Genomic DNA, 14,081 nt, shown 5'->3' with positions numbered 1-14,081 from the left:
TATTTAACAATGCACGATTAATAAATATATCAACAATGAACAATAAACAAATCCTTTTTATGCTTCTTCTCTCAGCAAGCTTTCTACTCGGAGCATGTTCAACAAAAGGACACGAAGAGAAGATGAAGACACAGAAAGAGGCAGAAGATGAGTTTGTAGCCACTTTGACTGCTGCAGACTCAAGCGCTGTTCTTACATTATGTACACAGTGTATGGATCTTCTAAAAGCTAAAGAGACTGACAAGGCTCTTGATATGCTTTACTCCATTGATGACGCTGGTATAGCCAAACCCTTAACGATACAACAACGGGAAGCACTGACCAAACGTTTCCAGCGTTTCCCGGTAATTCGTTATCGATTGGATTACCTCAGCTTCTCTACACAAGGAAATAATGACGTGAAGTACAAAATAGAATTTACGCCACGTTCAGATTCTGACACTCCAGGTAGTAGTATGGGGTTCATGTTCAACCCCATAAAAGCAAATGGGGAATGGGTACTCGCCATCAAAGACGGTAGACAGCCTAGTCGCGAAGCTGCTACCCCACTCCATGATGATGCACCTGCCCCAGTAGATGTAATTGTAGAAAAGTAATCAAAAACACAAGAAAGGCCCTCCTTTTTGTAGGAGAGCCTTTCTTTATATTCCACAAATCGTTTTACTACATTTAGAAGAGATACGCCGCAGACACCTGCCAAGTCTTATTCTTGGCACCGATGGCATCACCCGCATTCTTCCACGTAAATGAGTCGCCCATCGGGAGCTGATAGGTCACGCCAACCTGGAGATGCTTCAGCAGCTTCACACCGGCACCCAGATTAAGTGCCACTTGAGCCTTCTTGCGGTCTACGTAATCCTTCTTCTTGAAGTCGAAGAAGAAATCGGGACCGGCTGCCACATAAATACCCAACAAACTACCCAAGCCAATGGTATATTTCAGATTTACGGGTACTTCCAGTCCTGTTTGCTTCACCTCGTCCTTGCCGCGCTGAGAGAACAGCAAAGCACCATCAACACCCAAGCCTACAATGGGAATGGTGAACTCAGCCATCGGACCAATAAAGAAACCGGTAGAATTATCCTTGTTTCCCTTATATCCGCCATCCCAATCTATTTTCGTCATATTCACACCACCCTTAACACCCCACTTCAATAGTTGGGCCTGGGCAGGCATAGCCATAAACATACAGCATACAGCTATCACGAAAGCACTAAAAATCTTTTTCATAATCAATTGTGTTTAATATTACGGGACAAATATATGCAAATTCTTCCTAAAGAAACAACGTATGTTAGCATTTGTTCATTTACGAGAACAATGAATCACAAAACGCATTACCTTTGCAACCTGAATCAAAGAAAGATACCACACAGATAAAATAAAAAGCTATGATAAAAATCAGAAAGACGCAACCCACAGACATTGCAATCCTTATGGACATCTTTGAACAAGCGAAGCACATCATGCGGAAAGACGGAAATATGCTGCAGTGGAGAGGCAACTACCCTTCCAGGGAAATCGTCATAGCAGACATCGAACAAGGAAACAGCTATGTGTGCACCGACGATACCGAAGAAATTATCGGAACCTTCGCCTTTATCCGTGGAAACGACCCCACATATACGCATATCTATGAAGGAAAATGGGTGGAAGATACGCTTCCTTACGGCGTCATTCACCGGCTGGCAAGTACAGAACACAGCAAAGGAGTGGCCAATGCCTGCCTGCAATGGTGCTACGAACAAATACCCAACCTACGTGCAGATACCCACCGGGACAATCATATCCTGCAATACATACTGAAGAAGCACGGATTCAAATATTGCGGCATCATCCTTCTGGCCAATGGAGACGAACGGCTGGCATTCCAAAAAGTAGAAGGATAGACAAGGAAACCACGAATCTTTCATTTAAAGGAGTTATCAGCCGACAAGTCGGCTTAGGAGTTAAAGCCAATACTCGTGCGTATGTATTCACAGAAGTATCGGCTTTAACTTCTTCAACTCCTGACGGAGCGGAGCGAAGTGATAACTCCTCCAATTCCTTTAAATGAAAGAACCGGGCAAGAAAACTCAAATAATCATAACCCTTCAAACATTATCTGCCATATAATTGTATATATAGCAGGTTTCCACAATGTTGTGGAAAACAAAAACAAGATAACATATGAAGGATTATAAACGTATGACAGTCGGCGAAATCGTAGCCGACAACTTCAACAATGCCGGGATATTTGATAAATATGGCATTGATTTCTGCTGCCATGGTTCCGCACTGCTTCCCGAAGCCAGTAAAACTGCCGGAGCCGATATGGAGAAGGTGATAGAAGAAATAGAGCATCTGGCTCCGACAACCTCCGAAAATATTGATTTCAAGAGTTGGCCTCTGGACTTATTGGTGGACTATATTCTCAAAATCCACCACCGTAATATCCGTACACAAGGTCCCGAGATTGAAGAACTGCTGGATAAAATATGTCGCGTACACGGTGAAAAACATCCGTCACTCTACAATGTGCAGGCTCTCTTTCATGATTCCCTCTCCGACCTCAATGCCCATCTCGACAAAGAGGAACTGGTACTGTTTCCCTACATCTATGAGATGGTAAAGGCTAAGCTGGAAAATACTCCCCTGCCCGAATTCCACTGTGGAAGCATCGAAGCTCCCATATCCGTCATGATGGCAGAACATGACATTGAAGGAGAACGCTATCGCCACATAGAGCATCTGACCAACGGCTATACAGCTCCAGAAGATGCCTGCAACAGTTACCGCCTCGTACTCCAACAGCTTAAAGCATTTGAAGAGGCCTTGCACCAGCACATCCATCTGGAAAATAATATCGTTTTCCCACGCTCCATCAAAATGGAAGCAAAATTAAGAGAACAGCCATGACACAAATCAGAATCAAACGGGTATATGAAGAACCCAATGCAACAGACGGCTACCGTGTATTGGTGGACCGGCTGTGGCCTCGCGGCATAAAAAAGGAACATCTGAAATACGATGTCTGGGAAAAGGATATTACCCCTTCACCTGAATTAAGAAAATGGTTTCACGAAGACCAAGCGGAACACTGGGAGGGGTTTGCAGCCATGTATCGCAAGGAACTGGAAAATTCGGAAGCCGCCCTTAGGTTCATTGACACCATAAAACACCACCATACCATAACCTTACTATATGCTTCCAAAGCACCGATATACAACCATGCACGCATCCTGCAACGGTTTCTGCAGGAGCACTTAGACTAATTACTCACAATCTTTACAGTAAAAGCAAAGATGAACTGTAACTCTGGAAAGGCTGTTCAACGAATTGGTGCTACAAGGACACAAACTTCTTTTTCAAGTCGTCCACTCCCATTCCCGTAAAATAATCCTCTATAAAGTCCCAGCGCTGTTCATCCGTCAGCTTATCTGTTCCGAAGAAGAAAGAGAACAAGTCAATCTGCTCCTGGAATATCTGCCCGTTGGTATCCAGAATCAGATTGCGGTAATCATCGCCAAGCGCAAGTTCCTGCAGAGTTTCGGGGTCATTGAAACGGACAAATACGCAAGGCGTACCGCCACCCTCCACACTGAACGAAAGGCAGTCAAGCATAGAAAGCAGATTAAGCAGCATATTCAAGTCCGAGAAAGGAGTGCAATAAAACACCAGGCGGTCTCCCTTACTGCCCACTATGCGTTGGCTAAACAGTTTTTGATAGCGCGACAAAAGCAAATCAAAGCCTTTGGTCACCGTAAAAGAGAGTTCATTGGAATCCTTCTTTTTCACACTGCTGATATAGCTTACACTGCGGCCTTCCTCCGTGCGACTCTCCAGCAGGGAACCGATAAAGCGTTTGGCAGAGCGCACGTCCATGCCATGCTCGGCAAAGACAGCCCGCAATTCTTCTTCATCAAAACGTCCTTTCGACTTTATCAATGACGTTTTCAGCATCGTTGTCAGGCTCTTGAACAAGGCATCCATCCGCTCACGGATGACAGTGGCATCTTCCTTCAACAACACCTCATGCTTGCCTACAGACACGGCACGGGCTCCCTCCCACAACGTTCCATTATTCAGTTTCTGTTTGAATTCCTTGTAGCCAAGCTCAGGGAAACGCTCTTCCCAAAGCGCTTCCAGACGTGCGACGTAAACCCCGTCCTCCCCTTCTACCTTTGTCAGATAGCTATGGAATTCACGGGCAAAGACATCACCCGTCTTGTCCTGGACATATCCTTCGGTCAACAGATTCTTGGGGCTGATTTCAAGCAGATGCCTTCCATAACGCTGCATCAAATCGTCTTCCAGCCAAAGCAAGGCGGTCTTGATGAGCTGTCCCAACTCCGCTTCATACTCCAGCTTGTTCTTTGTACGCGGCAGTTTCACCACAAACTCGAAATCGGACAAAGATACCATGATTTCCGGTTTTTCCCCTTTCATGCGGTACACTTCCATGAGTTTTCTCAGAATAAGCACCAGCTGTTCCTGGGCAATGTTCCCTGTCTGATGCAGACGCTTCATATAATAGAAATCCCGTTCATGGTAGTCGGTAGCGGCAATACCCTGTATCTCCGTATCACGCGCGGCACGCCCTATCTCCTGAATATAGTCGACAAACGTACTGGATGGCGCCACATGGTATACACGGTCTATATCACTGATGTCCACTCCCATACCAAAGGCTTTCGTAGCCACAATCAGTTTCTTGGTTCCTTCCTTGAACTCTTGTACAATGGCAGCTTTCTGTTCCTTGTCCTTCTTGCCATAATAGGAGGCAACCAGACGCCAGTCCGCCGGCTTCACCCACGTCTTCAAGCGCATGTCGATGCCACCCGCAAAAGGATAATAGAGCAATGTCTTGTGCCCGTCCAGGAAGTCCTCCACCCGCGCAGCCACCACGCGCTGCTTTGCCTTGTCGTATGTCTCCCCGTCCTCCATCTCCATCTGACGGATGTCAAAGCCAATATTCCGGCGCTTCACTGTACCTACATAAAGCACGCAAGGCTCCATCTGCAAGGAACGAATAGTCTCGAATATCATGTCATTACCTCCTTTCGGGTTCCAGACAGCCGTAGCAGTCAATGCAAACAACGGGAAATTATAGCCGAGAGTCTGTTTCAAAGCAGTCAGGTAGCGCCCCAAGAACCAATAGTCCACGCGGAACTCCTTGCCCCACGTAGTGACCGTATGCGCCTCATCGACCACCACCAGACCGATGCGGCGCTCGCCTACAAAATGCTTAATGTCGTAAGAGAGAAGCAATTCCGGCGAGAGATAGAACAAATCAATCTCCCCCTCACGCACCTGCCGGTAAACCTCCATCTTCTGTTCCGGCGATAAATCGGACGAGGCGTATGCCACACGCATATACCCCAGCTCTTGCAGACTTTCCACCTGGTCTACAATCAACGCCTTCAAAGGGGAAACCACAATGGTAAGCAGATTATACTCCTTCCCCAGATAGATGGCAGGAAGCTGGAACAACAAAGATTTTCCGGAGCCGGTAGGGGCAGTCAGCAAGATATTGTCTACCTGCGTTTCACCTTTCCAAGCCTTTTCAGCCTCCAGTATAACGTTCTCTATCAGCTGTCCCTGCGAAATGCAGAGTTTCTCTTTTCCCTTGGACAAGTCATCGTAAATCTCAAGATTACGAAACTGTTCGTAGCCGTAAGTCTCCTTTAAAATCGTGTTTATGGTTTCGCGGCAGTTTTCAGGCAGATGCCTTTCCTTCAAATCCGGTAACCGGCGTGTTGTTGCTTCTTGTACATTCATTATTATTGTAGTGTGGGGATATTAAAAAGAAAAGAAGTAATTCTTCAACCATAGTTATCGGTTTTGGAATTACTTCTCCCTATGTTTCAAAATATTACCAGACATACCGGTAAGTTTTTTCTTTTAAAGCGTATCAATATTCCTCCTCGTTAAAGAAAAAGTCCTCTTTGCTGGGATAATCGGGCCAAATATCTTCTATGCTTTCATAAATCTCGCCTTCATCTTCCATTTCCTGCAGATTCTCAATCACTTCAAGCGGAGCACCCGAACGCATGGCATAATCTATCAATTCATCCTTAGTTGCCGGCCAAGGAGCATCTTCCAATTTAGATGCTAATTCCAATGTCCAATACATAGTCTCTAGTATTAAAATTGTGAATATTAAGTCCTATTTCTATTTTTCGGCAAAAGTATAACAATTTATTTCACTTGCAACTATTATTCCAAAATATTTCACCTTTTTTGTCGTCTTGATTCATTTTACGGGAAAGAACGAACAAATAATCAGACAAGCGGTTCACGTAAGCCAGTAATTCCGAAGCGATTTCCACTTGTTCGGCCAGAGCAAGAATCCGACGCTCTGCACGACGGCAAACCGTACGGCAAACGTGGCAGACTGCCGCACCGCGACTTCCGCCGGGAAGAATAAAGGCTGAAAGAGGAGGCAAAAGAGTATCCAAACGGTCTATCTCCCGCTCCACCATTTCCACCTGCTCCGAGCTGATGATACTGGCTTCTTTCAGCTCCATTTTCTCCCGGTCTGTGGCCAGATGAGAGCCTACGGCAAAAAGTCTGTCTTGCACTTGCTGCAGAAAATCTTTATCCTTTCCGTCAAGCAGGTACGTGATGAGAAGACCCAGATTGGAATTTAGCTCATCCACCGTACCGTATGCCTCAAGGCGGATATGCGTTTTAGGTACACGGGTTCCACCTACAAGAGAGGTGGTTCCTTTATCTCCGGTTTTGGTGTATATCTTCATAAGGAATTAATGTTTAGGGGTTAGAGATTAATGTTTAGCAGCCAGTAAGTGGAGCTAAGCACTAATCACTAACCGCTAATCACTATTGAAACGCCTAAAGATAATCAAAAGTTGACAATATAGTCTTGTTTTATCTTTGTTTTATCGAAGAATATGATACCAAGGTCATAAAGGTCGAACGTAATACCCGCCCGCCCGTCCTGCTTCATACGTTTCCAGAGGGCAGACATCTGCGGAGTGTAACGGATACCCTCAATCACAAAAACAGACTTTCCCCTGGTACGGGTGGAACAGATGCGGAAGACCTCCTCTACAAAATCGGGATGACGATAATCGTGCAAATAAAGGAAATCAACGGGAACGCCACTCTCCAGAAAGAGCTCGGAAAGGTCGGAAGCCGAAGTATAATCTGCCCCCTCCTTCCCCGCTTTCAGATAGAGGGCAGAAGCGGCAAGCGTACCGGCATCTACAATAGTCTCCGGCTGGGTATAGTTTACCAGACGGAACAGAAGGCGTTTTACTTTCTTCGATTCGTACTTCCAACGTTTATCTTTCTCCAGCTCCAGTTGCTTCTGGGCCTTGGCCAGCTCTTCATATTTATAATAAGCCGTACTTTCGTAAATTACATGCGTAATCAGGTTAAAGGCAAAAGGAGAATGTACACCGTAGCCGCAACGGTGCCGGAAACGGTACAGCCAGATAAAAGGCCGTTTTAGAGTAAGCAAAATACGATTCATTATTTTAATGCGCTAATGTACCTTCGAAAGTCACCCCTTCACCCGAAGAATAATTCTCCGTAACAGTCAGGAGTACCTTGTTATCCTCAAAGCAGAGCGTAAGCCCAAGAGCGCTTATCCAGTTGACATAATGTACTTTCAGTTGCAAAGCATCAGGTGACGCCCACGCATAACTGCCTGCCACCTGGAAAGGGCCTTCTATACCCTTAAAACGCCCCTTTGCAGCAACCGAATACGGAGGATAGCCATCAATTGCCGCTTTCGACCATTGCTTATAGCCAAACGGAAGACTGTATGTCTTTCCGTCTTTCTCCACCACAGTCATCACTACTTCTTGCTGCTTGAATTGCAGCTCGATAGATTGCCATCCGTATTTGTTCTCTCCGAGCAGGATGCGCTTGCCTGCGTATTTCTGTGAAAGGGAGGAAGCAGCCTTTCCTTGCACTAACGGCAGTTGATAAGAACGCTGTTTCTTCTGCAGGCGCTTGTAGTCCTTACCGGGCGCTAATACCTGGTCACCGACCTCCGGCAACAAGCGGTTCCAGACCAGACGACGCTGCCGACGACCGTCTATCAATGTACATTCGGTAATAACCACTACCATATCCTTATCCGGAACAATCAGAATGTATTGTCCCAAAGCCCCGTCAGCACGTACAGCACCCGGATATTCGCAAAGCCACATCTGATAGCCATAATCTCCTATCTGTCTGGTCATCATCTGCTCCACCCAGGAAGCCGGAAGCAACTGCCTGCCTTCCCAAACACCCCGGTTCAGCAGCAGCAATCCGAATTTTGCCAATGACTCGCTCTGGATATGCAGTCCCCAGCCACCGGTATTGATGCCTTCGGGGCTTATCTCCCACGCAACGTCCGTGATATGCATCGGGATGAAAAGCTTCTGCTTCAGATAATCCAGCAAGGTCATGCCCGTCACCTTCTGCACAATGGCAGAAAGCATATAGGTACTAATCGAATCATATTCAAACTTCTTGCCCGGAGTTTTCACCGGTTTGGCAAGGAAGGTACGTATCCAGTCGGAAGTGAGGTTGCGCATATTCCAGTCGGGAGTGATACCCGACGTCATGGTAAGCAGGTCACGGACAGTCATGTCTGCCAGATTAGCGGAAACCGAATCCGGAAGAAATTCCGGGAAGAAAGCGGCGACGCGGTCTGTCAAACGCAAGCGGTTGTCTGCAATGGCAAGCCCTACGGCAGCCCCGACAAAGGTTTTGGAGCAGGAATACATGGTATGGCGATATTCCGGCGCGAACGGAGCCGGATAGATTTCTCCGATGACCTTGCCGTGACGCAGCACCACCACGCTGTGGATGTCTGTTTTCGGCAATGCCATCAGTGAATCAAACAAGGCAGTGACAGCCTTGGAAGGGACTCCTTCTGCCTCGGGTGTGGAACGTGGCAACTCATTGATTTGTGCATGAACTGCCAACGCTCCCAGCAAGCCGAGAAACAAGAAGAAAAAACGTACTCTATTTTTCATAATTATCTAAGATATTTGTTCTACATGCGCTGCAAATGTACAGCATTCGGGCGCGAAAGGCAAATTACTTGATAATTTTGTCGGGGAACTATTTTTAGACAGAAGAACAAAAGGACATATTTTACTTTATGACTTTTGTTCTTCTGTTCTTTTGTTCTTCTGTCTAAAACATCTTCTGTTCTTCTGTCCGAATCATCAGAAGAAACACACCGTCGCTTCTTCTCCCTTGTTCAAGTCCAACGAGAATGCCGGTTTCTTGTAAGTATATGTATGTCCTCCTACCGTCACTTCGGCACGGACAGCACTTGCGGGCATCTTTACTGTAAATTTACCCGGAACAAGAGCGGTAACAACAGCCCTCGTTGCCCGTCCATCCTTCCAGTCCAGGTCTATGGAAGCACCGCCACGTACGCGCATTCCACGGAAGTTGCCGGCAGTCCAGCTATCCGGCAGGGCAGGAAGCAGATGGATAAAGCCTTCATGACTTTGCAACAGCATTTCGCCAACTCCCGCCGCGCCACCATAGTTGCCATCAATCTGAAAAGGCGGATGCGAACAGAACAAGTTGGGGAAAGTGCCGCTACCATGACCTCCCGTCGCAGCATCGACAGCAGGATGCAGCAAACTCTTGAAGAGTTTCCAAGCACGGTTTCCGTCACCCAAACGAGCCCAGAAGTTTATCTTCCAAGCACGGCTCCAACCAGTACCCTCATCTCCACGACGGTTCAAGGTCATCCGGCAGGCTTCGGCAAGCTCGGGGGTGGACTCCGGCGAAATCAGGTTTCCCGGATGCAGGCCGTAGAGATGGGAAACGTGGCGGTGGTGCACATCCACTTCCTTATAATCTTCCAGCCATTCCTGCAAGTATCCTTCCTTACTGATTTGCATGGGTGGGAATCTCTTCAGGTCCACCTCAAGCTTCGCCACATAATCCGCATCACAATCCAGCAGGCGAGCGGCGGCGATGACATTAGTATAAAGCTCAGTGAGCAGTTGCACATCCATAGTGGGACCCATACAAATGCTGACGGGAGTCACGCTGTCACCCGGCACATAGAAACTGTTTTCCGGAGAAGAAGTGGGGGCAGTTACCAGCCAGCCATGCGAAGGCTCCTGCACGGTGGTGGAACTAAAGAACCGGGCGGCACCTTTCAAGACTGGATAGATACGGCGCAGATAATCCTTGTCCTGCGTATACAGATAGTGTTCCCACAAATGGGCACACAACCAAGCGCCACCGGTATTGGTAGCTCCCCAGGAGGGGTGTTCGCCGGGAGCGGTATAATTCCATACGTTGGTCATCATGTGGAGCACCCAGCCATCTGCCTCATCGCCATAGAAGGTACGCGCACTTGCCTCTCCCGAAGGGATAAGGCGCTCCATCAGCGTCGTCAGCGGCTGATAGAGTTCGGAAAGTCCGGCTTGCTCCAAGGGCCAGTGGTTCATCTGGATATTGATGTTCGTATGGTAGTCCCCGTTCCAGGGAGTCGATACTCCATTTGTCCAGAGTCCTTGCAGATTGGGCGGCAGACTGCCGGGACGGGTACTGCTGATAAGCAGATAGCGTCCGTAGTTATAGTACAGAGCAGCCAATGCCGGCGACTCCTGCTGTGTGAAGCGGAGGATGCGCTCGTTCGTCGGGAGCGTATCATCCGGCGTGGCAGGAAGCGTCAAGGAAACACGGTCGTAGAGGAAACGGTGGGCAGTGACATGGTTGGATAATGAAGAATGGAGAATGGAACATGGAGAATTAGCGGGGGTGGTGAAAGGACGGAGCAAGCTGTCGCAGACTTCCGCATAGCGTTCGCCCGGGAAGTCGGTACCGGCAGCGGCATAGGAGGTAGCGGCAGAAAGTATCAACCAGGCTTCCTGCCCGTTCTTCAAGCAGATACCATTTTCCGGGCTGACAGATGATTCACCACCGTTCTGCACGAGTTGCATCGCCACACGGTATTTCATACCGTCCAAACCGGGTTTACCGCTTTCCAACATGCCGTCCATCAAAAGGGTGTTCCCTTGGACAGTCACCAGGCTATGTTCTGCACGGCTCAAACGGGCAGAGAAGTTCAGAGTCCCTTCACGTCCGGCAACCAGATGAATCAGCATGACATCACGGTCACGGGAAACAAAATACTCACGGCGGTAATCGACATCTTCCAGCCTAAAAGCCGTGTATGCCACCGCATCGCGTAAGTTGAGCCAACGGCGATAGTTGTTTAATGGAGAATTGAGAATGGATAATGAAGAATTGTAGGTAAAATCTATATCCAAATCACCCAATACCTGATAGGTTCCATATCTCCCGTCAGTCTCCTGCTTCTTCGGAACGAAACTGCTGTACATCAGCTCCTGTGCTTCGCGGTTCTTTCCCTCAAACAGCAGTTGCCGGATGGCAGGCAGACTCTTCGAGGCATCCGGATTACTATAATCCGCCTCCATTCCGCTCCATAATGATATTTCATTCAGCACAATGTGCTCACGGAGAATGCCCCCGTCGGGCATCATGCCCAAGCGTCCGTTGCCCAAAGGAAGAGTCTCCTCCCAGATAGCGGCGGGCGATGTATAGTATAGCTGATGATTACAACTGTCGGCAGGGGTATCGGCAGCACGAAGCAGCAACGAGGCTGCAAGCAGAAATAGAGTGGCAAGTGTCTTCATATTGTTTTTTGATTCTGATTTCAGGCTACAAACTTACCGCATACATTTTGCAACATTACTGCATACACTTTGCAGCATTGCTGCATACCTTTTGCAGTGACGCTGCAAAGCAATTGCAGTAGCGCTGCAAAAGGTATGCAGTACCACTGCAAAATAGTTGCACTGATTTTGCAGTGGTTACGCACTGATTATAAGATTATTGCATTTCGAACGGAACTACACCACGGACGTCGGCAGACGAAGCGCAAACGTATGCCTTGAACTTGCCCGGTTCGTACTTCCAAGCTGCGGAAGCCTCATCGTAGAACTTCAAATCATCCGGAGTAAGGGTGAAAGTCACGCTCTTCTCCTCGCCCGGCGCCAAACCAACTTTTGCAAAATGTTTCAGTTCCTTTACAGGACGAAGCACACTGCATTTATCATCGCCTACATAAAGCTGTACAATCTCTTTTCCGGCAATGCTACCCGTATTCTTCACGGCAACTGTCACCGTCAGCGTACCGTCGGCAGCCATGGCCTTGGCAGAAGCCACCGGTTTGCCATATGTAAAGGTAGTATAGCTCAAGCCATGACCGAAGGGGAAGAGAGCCGGAATCTCCTTGGTGTCGTGCCAACGATAGCCCACCAGAATATCTTCCTTATACTCCTGCTTAATGCTGTCGCCCGGATAACTGAGTTCATCAAAAGCATGTGCACCGCAATCCGTCAACTTGGCAGGGAAAGAAAAGGGCAACTTTCCGCTTGGATTCACCGCACCACTCAGGATGTCAGCCAGAGACTTGCCACCCATGGAGCCTAAATACCAGCCTTGCACAATGGCAGGAACCCGGGATACCCACGGCATTTCCACCGCATTACCACTGAGAAGCACCAGAACCAGGTTCTTGTTTACCCCCAGCAAAGCTTCAATCAGTTCATCCTGCCCGAAAGGCAAGCCGTATTCCAGACGATCGCCGCCTTCACAATCCTGGAAGTGGTTCTTGTTCAATCCGCCTACCAGTACCACCAAGTCTGCCTTTTTCGCCATTTCCACGGCTTCTGCACGGAGTGAGTCTACCACATTCTGCGGAATTTCATCTGCACGGCCGTACATCGGACGACCGGCGGCATAGCCTTTCGCATAGGCTACCTTATCACCATAAACGGCACGCAAGCCATCCAGCGGAGATACCATATCCTTCACTTTCAGTTCGGAAGAGCCTCCTCCCTGATTCAGCAAGCGTACGGCATTATCGCCCACCACCAGGATATTCTGATACTTGGCTGCATCAATCGGCAGCAACGGGGCACCTTTCTTTATCACCGGAGCATTCTTCAACAGCACAATTCCCTCATTGCCTATCTCGCGGGCAGCGGCATAATGCTCTTCCGTAGCTACCGAACCATAGGGTTTCTGACGGTTCATCGCCGTACGGAATATCAAGCGAAGAATGCGGGAAGCCTTGTCATCTATTGTAGACATCGGCACTTTGCCATCTTTCAACATCTGGAGGTAAGGGTTGGCAAGGTAATAATCGTTATAGGTAAATACACTCTCGGACGTCAGACCGTTGGTGTAAGAACCCATTTCAATATCCAGACCGTTGACGGCAGCTTCATAGGTGTCGTGGGCACCGCCCCAGTCGGTAATGACACAGCCGTCGAACTTCCAGTCATCTTTCAGAATCTTGTTCAGTGTGAAATCGTTATGGCAAGCGTGCTGGCCACGAATCTTATTGTAAGCGCCCATAATGCTCCAGGCACCTCCCTCTTCTACTGCAGCCTTGAATGCCGGCAGATAGATTTCATACAGAGCACGGTCGCTAAGATTCACATCAATATGTCCGCGCCACAGTTCCTGGTTGTTCAGCGCATAGTGCTTGACACAAGCTGCCACTCCGTTCTTCTGCAACTCCTGGATGTAAGGTACGCACATCACACTGGCCAGATAAGGGTCCTCGCCCATATATTCAAAATTACGACCGTTCATCGGAGTACGGTAGATGTTGACGCCGGGGCCCAGCAACACATCCTTTTCACGATAGCGCGCTTCCTCACCGATGGCCTTGCCATACTTTGCAGACATGTCCGGATTCCAGGTAGCGGCCAGACAAGTCAAAGCCGGGAAAGCGGTAATGCTGTCATTGGTCCAGTTGGCATATCCCCAGTCATTCCAGTTGATTTCGGCACGGACACCGTGAGGGCCGTCGCTCATCCAAAGCTCGGGAATGCCGAGCCGCGGAACACCCGCACTGCTGAATTTACTCTGCGCATGGCAAAGGGCTACCTTCTCTTCCAGTGTCATCCGGCTGAGAGCATCCTTTACACGTGCTTCAATAGGTTGTGCATCGTCCATATAGACCGGTGTCTGTGCAGACACGGTACTGATGGAGCATGCAAGAAATAAGGTTGCTAAAAATTTATTCTTCATGTCTTAATTGGTTAATATGCTAATGTGCCAATTAG

At 48.2% G+C, this 14,081-nt stretch carries 12 protein-coding genes; 4 read left to right on the top strand and 8 right to left on the bottom strand.

The window, feature by feature from the left end; translation table 11 throughout:
• Positions 1-35: 35 nt before the first annotated feature.
• Positions 36-596, top strand: a complete 561-nt coding sequence (locus DW896_RS12755) for a hypothetical protein (protein WP_034532595.1) — start codon at positions 36-38, stop codon at positions 594-596.
• Positions 597-669: 73 nt separating this feature from the next.
• Here the strand turns inward: DW896_RS12755 and DW896_RS12750 are convergent, their stop codons facing one another.
• Positions 670-1,230 (bottom strand): porin family protein, encoded by a 561-nt coding sequence (locus tag DW896_RS12750; RefSeq protein ID WP_035447725.1) that lies wholly within the window; start codon positions 1,228-1,230, stop codon positions 670-672.
• A 161-nt stretch (positions 1,231-1,391) separates the two neighbouring features.
• Between DW896_RS12750 and DW896_RS12745 the strand changes: the two genes are divergently transcribed.
• The 3 genes from DW896_RS12745 to DW896_RS12735 all read left to right on the top strand — a co-directional run bounded on the left by DW896_RS12745 (position 1,392) and on the right by DW896_RS12735 (position 3,254).
• On the top strand, positions 1,392-1,889 hold the full coding sequence (locus DW896_RS12745; protein WP_008661945.1) for a hypothetical protein: 498 nt from the start codon (positions 1,392-1,394) through the stop codon (positions 1,887-1,889).
• Positions 1,890-2,169: 280 nt separating this feature from the next.
• A complete protein-coding gene (ric, locus tag DW896_RS12740; RefSeq protein WP_005824443.1) occupies positions 2,170-2,898 on the top strand; it encodes an iron-sulfur cluster repair di-iron protein in 729 nt (242 codons plus the stop codon).
• Positions 2,895-3,254: a DUF488 domain-containing protein gene (locus DW896_RS12735; protein WP_035447724.1), complete on the top strand. Its 360-nt coding sequence runs from the start codon at positions 2,895-2,897 to the stop codon at positions 3,252-3,254. Before ric ends, DW896_RS12735 begins: the two co-directional genes overlap by 4 nt.
• 70 nt (positions 3,255-3,324) lie before the next feature.
• Here the strand turns inward: DW896_RS12735 and DW896_RS12730 are convergent, their stop codons facing one another.
• The 7 genes from DW896_RS12730 to DW896_RS12700 all read right to left on the bottom strand — a co-directional run bounded on the left by DW896_RS12730 (position 3,325) and on the right by DW896_RS12700 (position 14,046).
• Positions 3,325-5,760: a DEAD/DEAH box helicase gene (locus tag DW896_RS12730; protein WP_009037345.1), complete on the bottom strand. Its 2,436-nt coding sequence runs from the start codon at positions 5,758-5,760 to the stop codon at positions 3,325-3,327.
• Positions 5,761-5,893: 133 nt separating this feature from the next.
• Positions 5,894-6,115, bottom strand: coding sequence for a DUF2795 domain-containing protein (locus tag DW896_RS12725; RefSeq protein ID WP_002558131.1), 222 nt, complete (start codon positions 6,113-6,115; stop codon positions 5,894-5,896).
• 70 nt (positions 6,116-6,185) lie between these two features.
• Positions 6,186-6,740, bottom strand: a complete 555-nt coding sequence (locus tag DW896_RS12720) for a cob(I)yrinic acid a,c-diamide adenosyltransferase (RefSeq protein ID WP_005824436.1) — start codon at positions 6,738-6,740, stop codon at positions 6,186-6,188.
• 104 nt (positions 6,741-6,844) lie between these two features.
• Positions 6,845-7,477, bottom strand: coding sequence for a hypothetical protein (locus DW896_RS12715; RefSeq protein ID WP_008661954.1), 633 nt, complete (start codon positions 7,475-7,477; stop codon positions 6,845-6,847).
• 4 nt (positions 7,478-7,481) lie between these two features.
• Positions 7,482-8,978 carry a 3-succinylated cholic acid synthase gene (gene bas-suc / locus DW896_RS12710; protein ID WP_057258765.1) on the bottom strand — a complete coding sequence of 499 codons (1,497 nt, stop codon included), beginning with the start codon at positions 8,976-8,978 and terminating at the stop codon, positions 7,482-7,484.
• Positions 8,979-9,173: 195 nt separating this feature from the next.
• The gene (locus DW896_RS12705; RefSeq protein WP_119993329.1) at positions 9,174-11,636 is read right to left on the bottom strand and encodes a glycoside hydrolase N-terminal domain-containing protein; all 2,463 of its coding nucleotides are present in this window, start codon (positions 11,634-11,636) and stop codon (positions 9,174-9,176) included.
• 196 nt (positions 11,637-11,832) lie between these two features.
• Complete coding sequence (locus DW896_RS12700) at positions 11,833-14,046, bottom strand: glycoside hydrolase family 3 C-terminal domain-containing protein (protein WP_009037350.1); 2,214 nt, start codon at positions 14,044-14,046, stop codon at positions 11,833-11,835.
• Between the last annotated feature and the right edge of the window lie 35 nt (positions 14,047-14,081).

Source organism: Bacteroides sp. AM41-16, assembly GCF_003603495.1.
GTDB classification, from domain to species: Bacteria; Bacteroidota; Bacteroidia; order Bacteroidales; family Bacteroidaceae; genus Bacteroides; species Bacteroides uniformis.
Note: the sequence above shows the minus strand (reverse complement) of the source record. Positions and strands in the feature narration are given on the sequence as shown.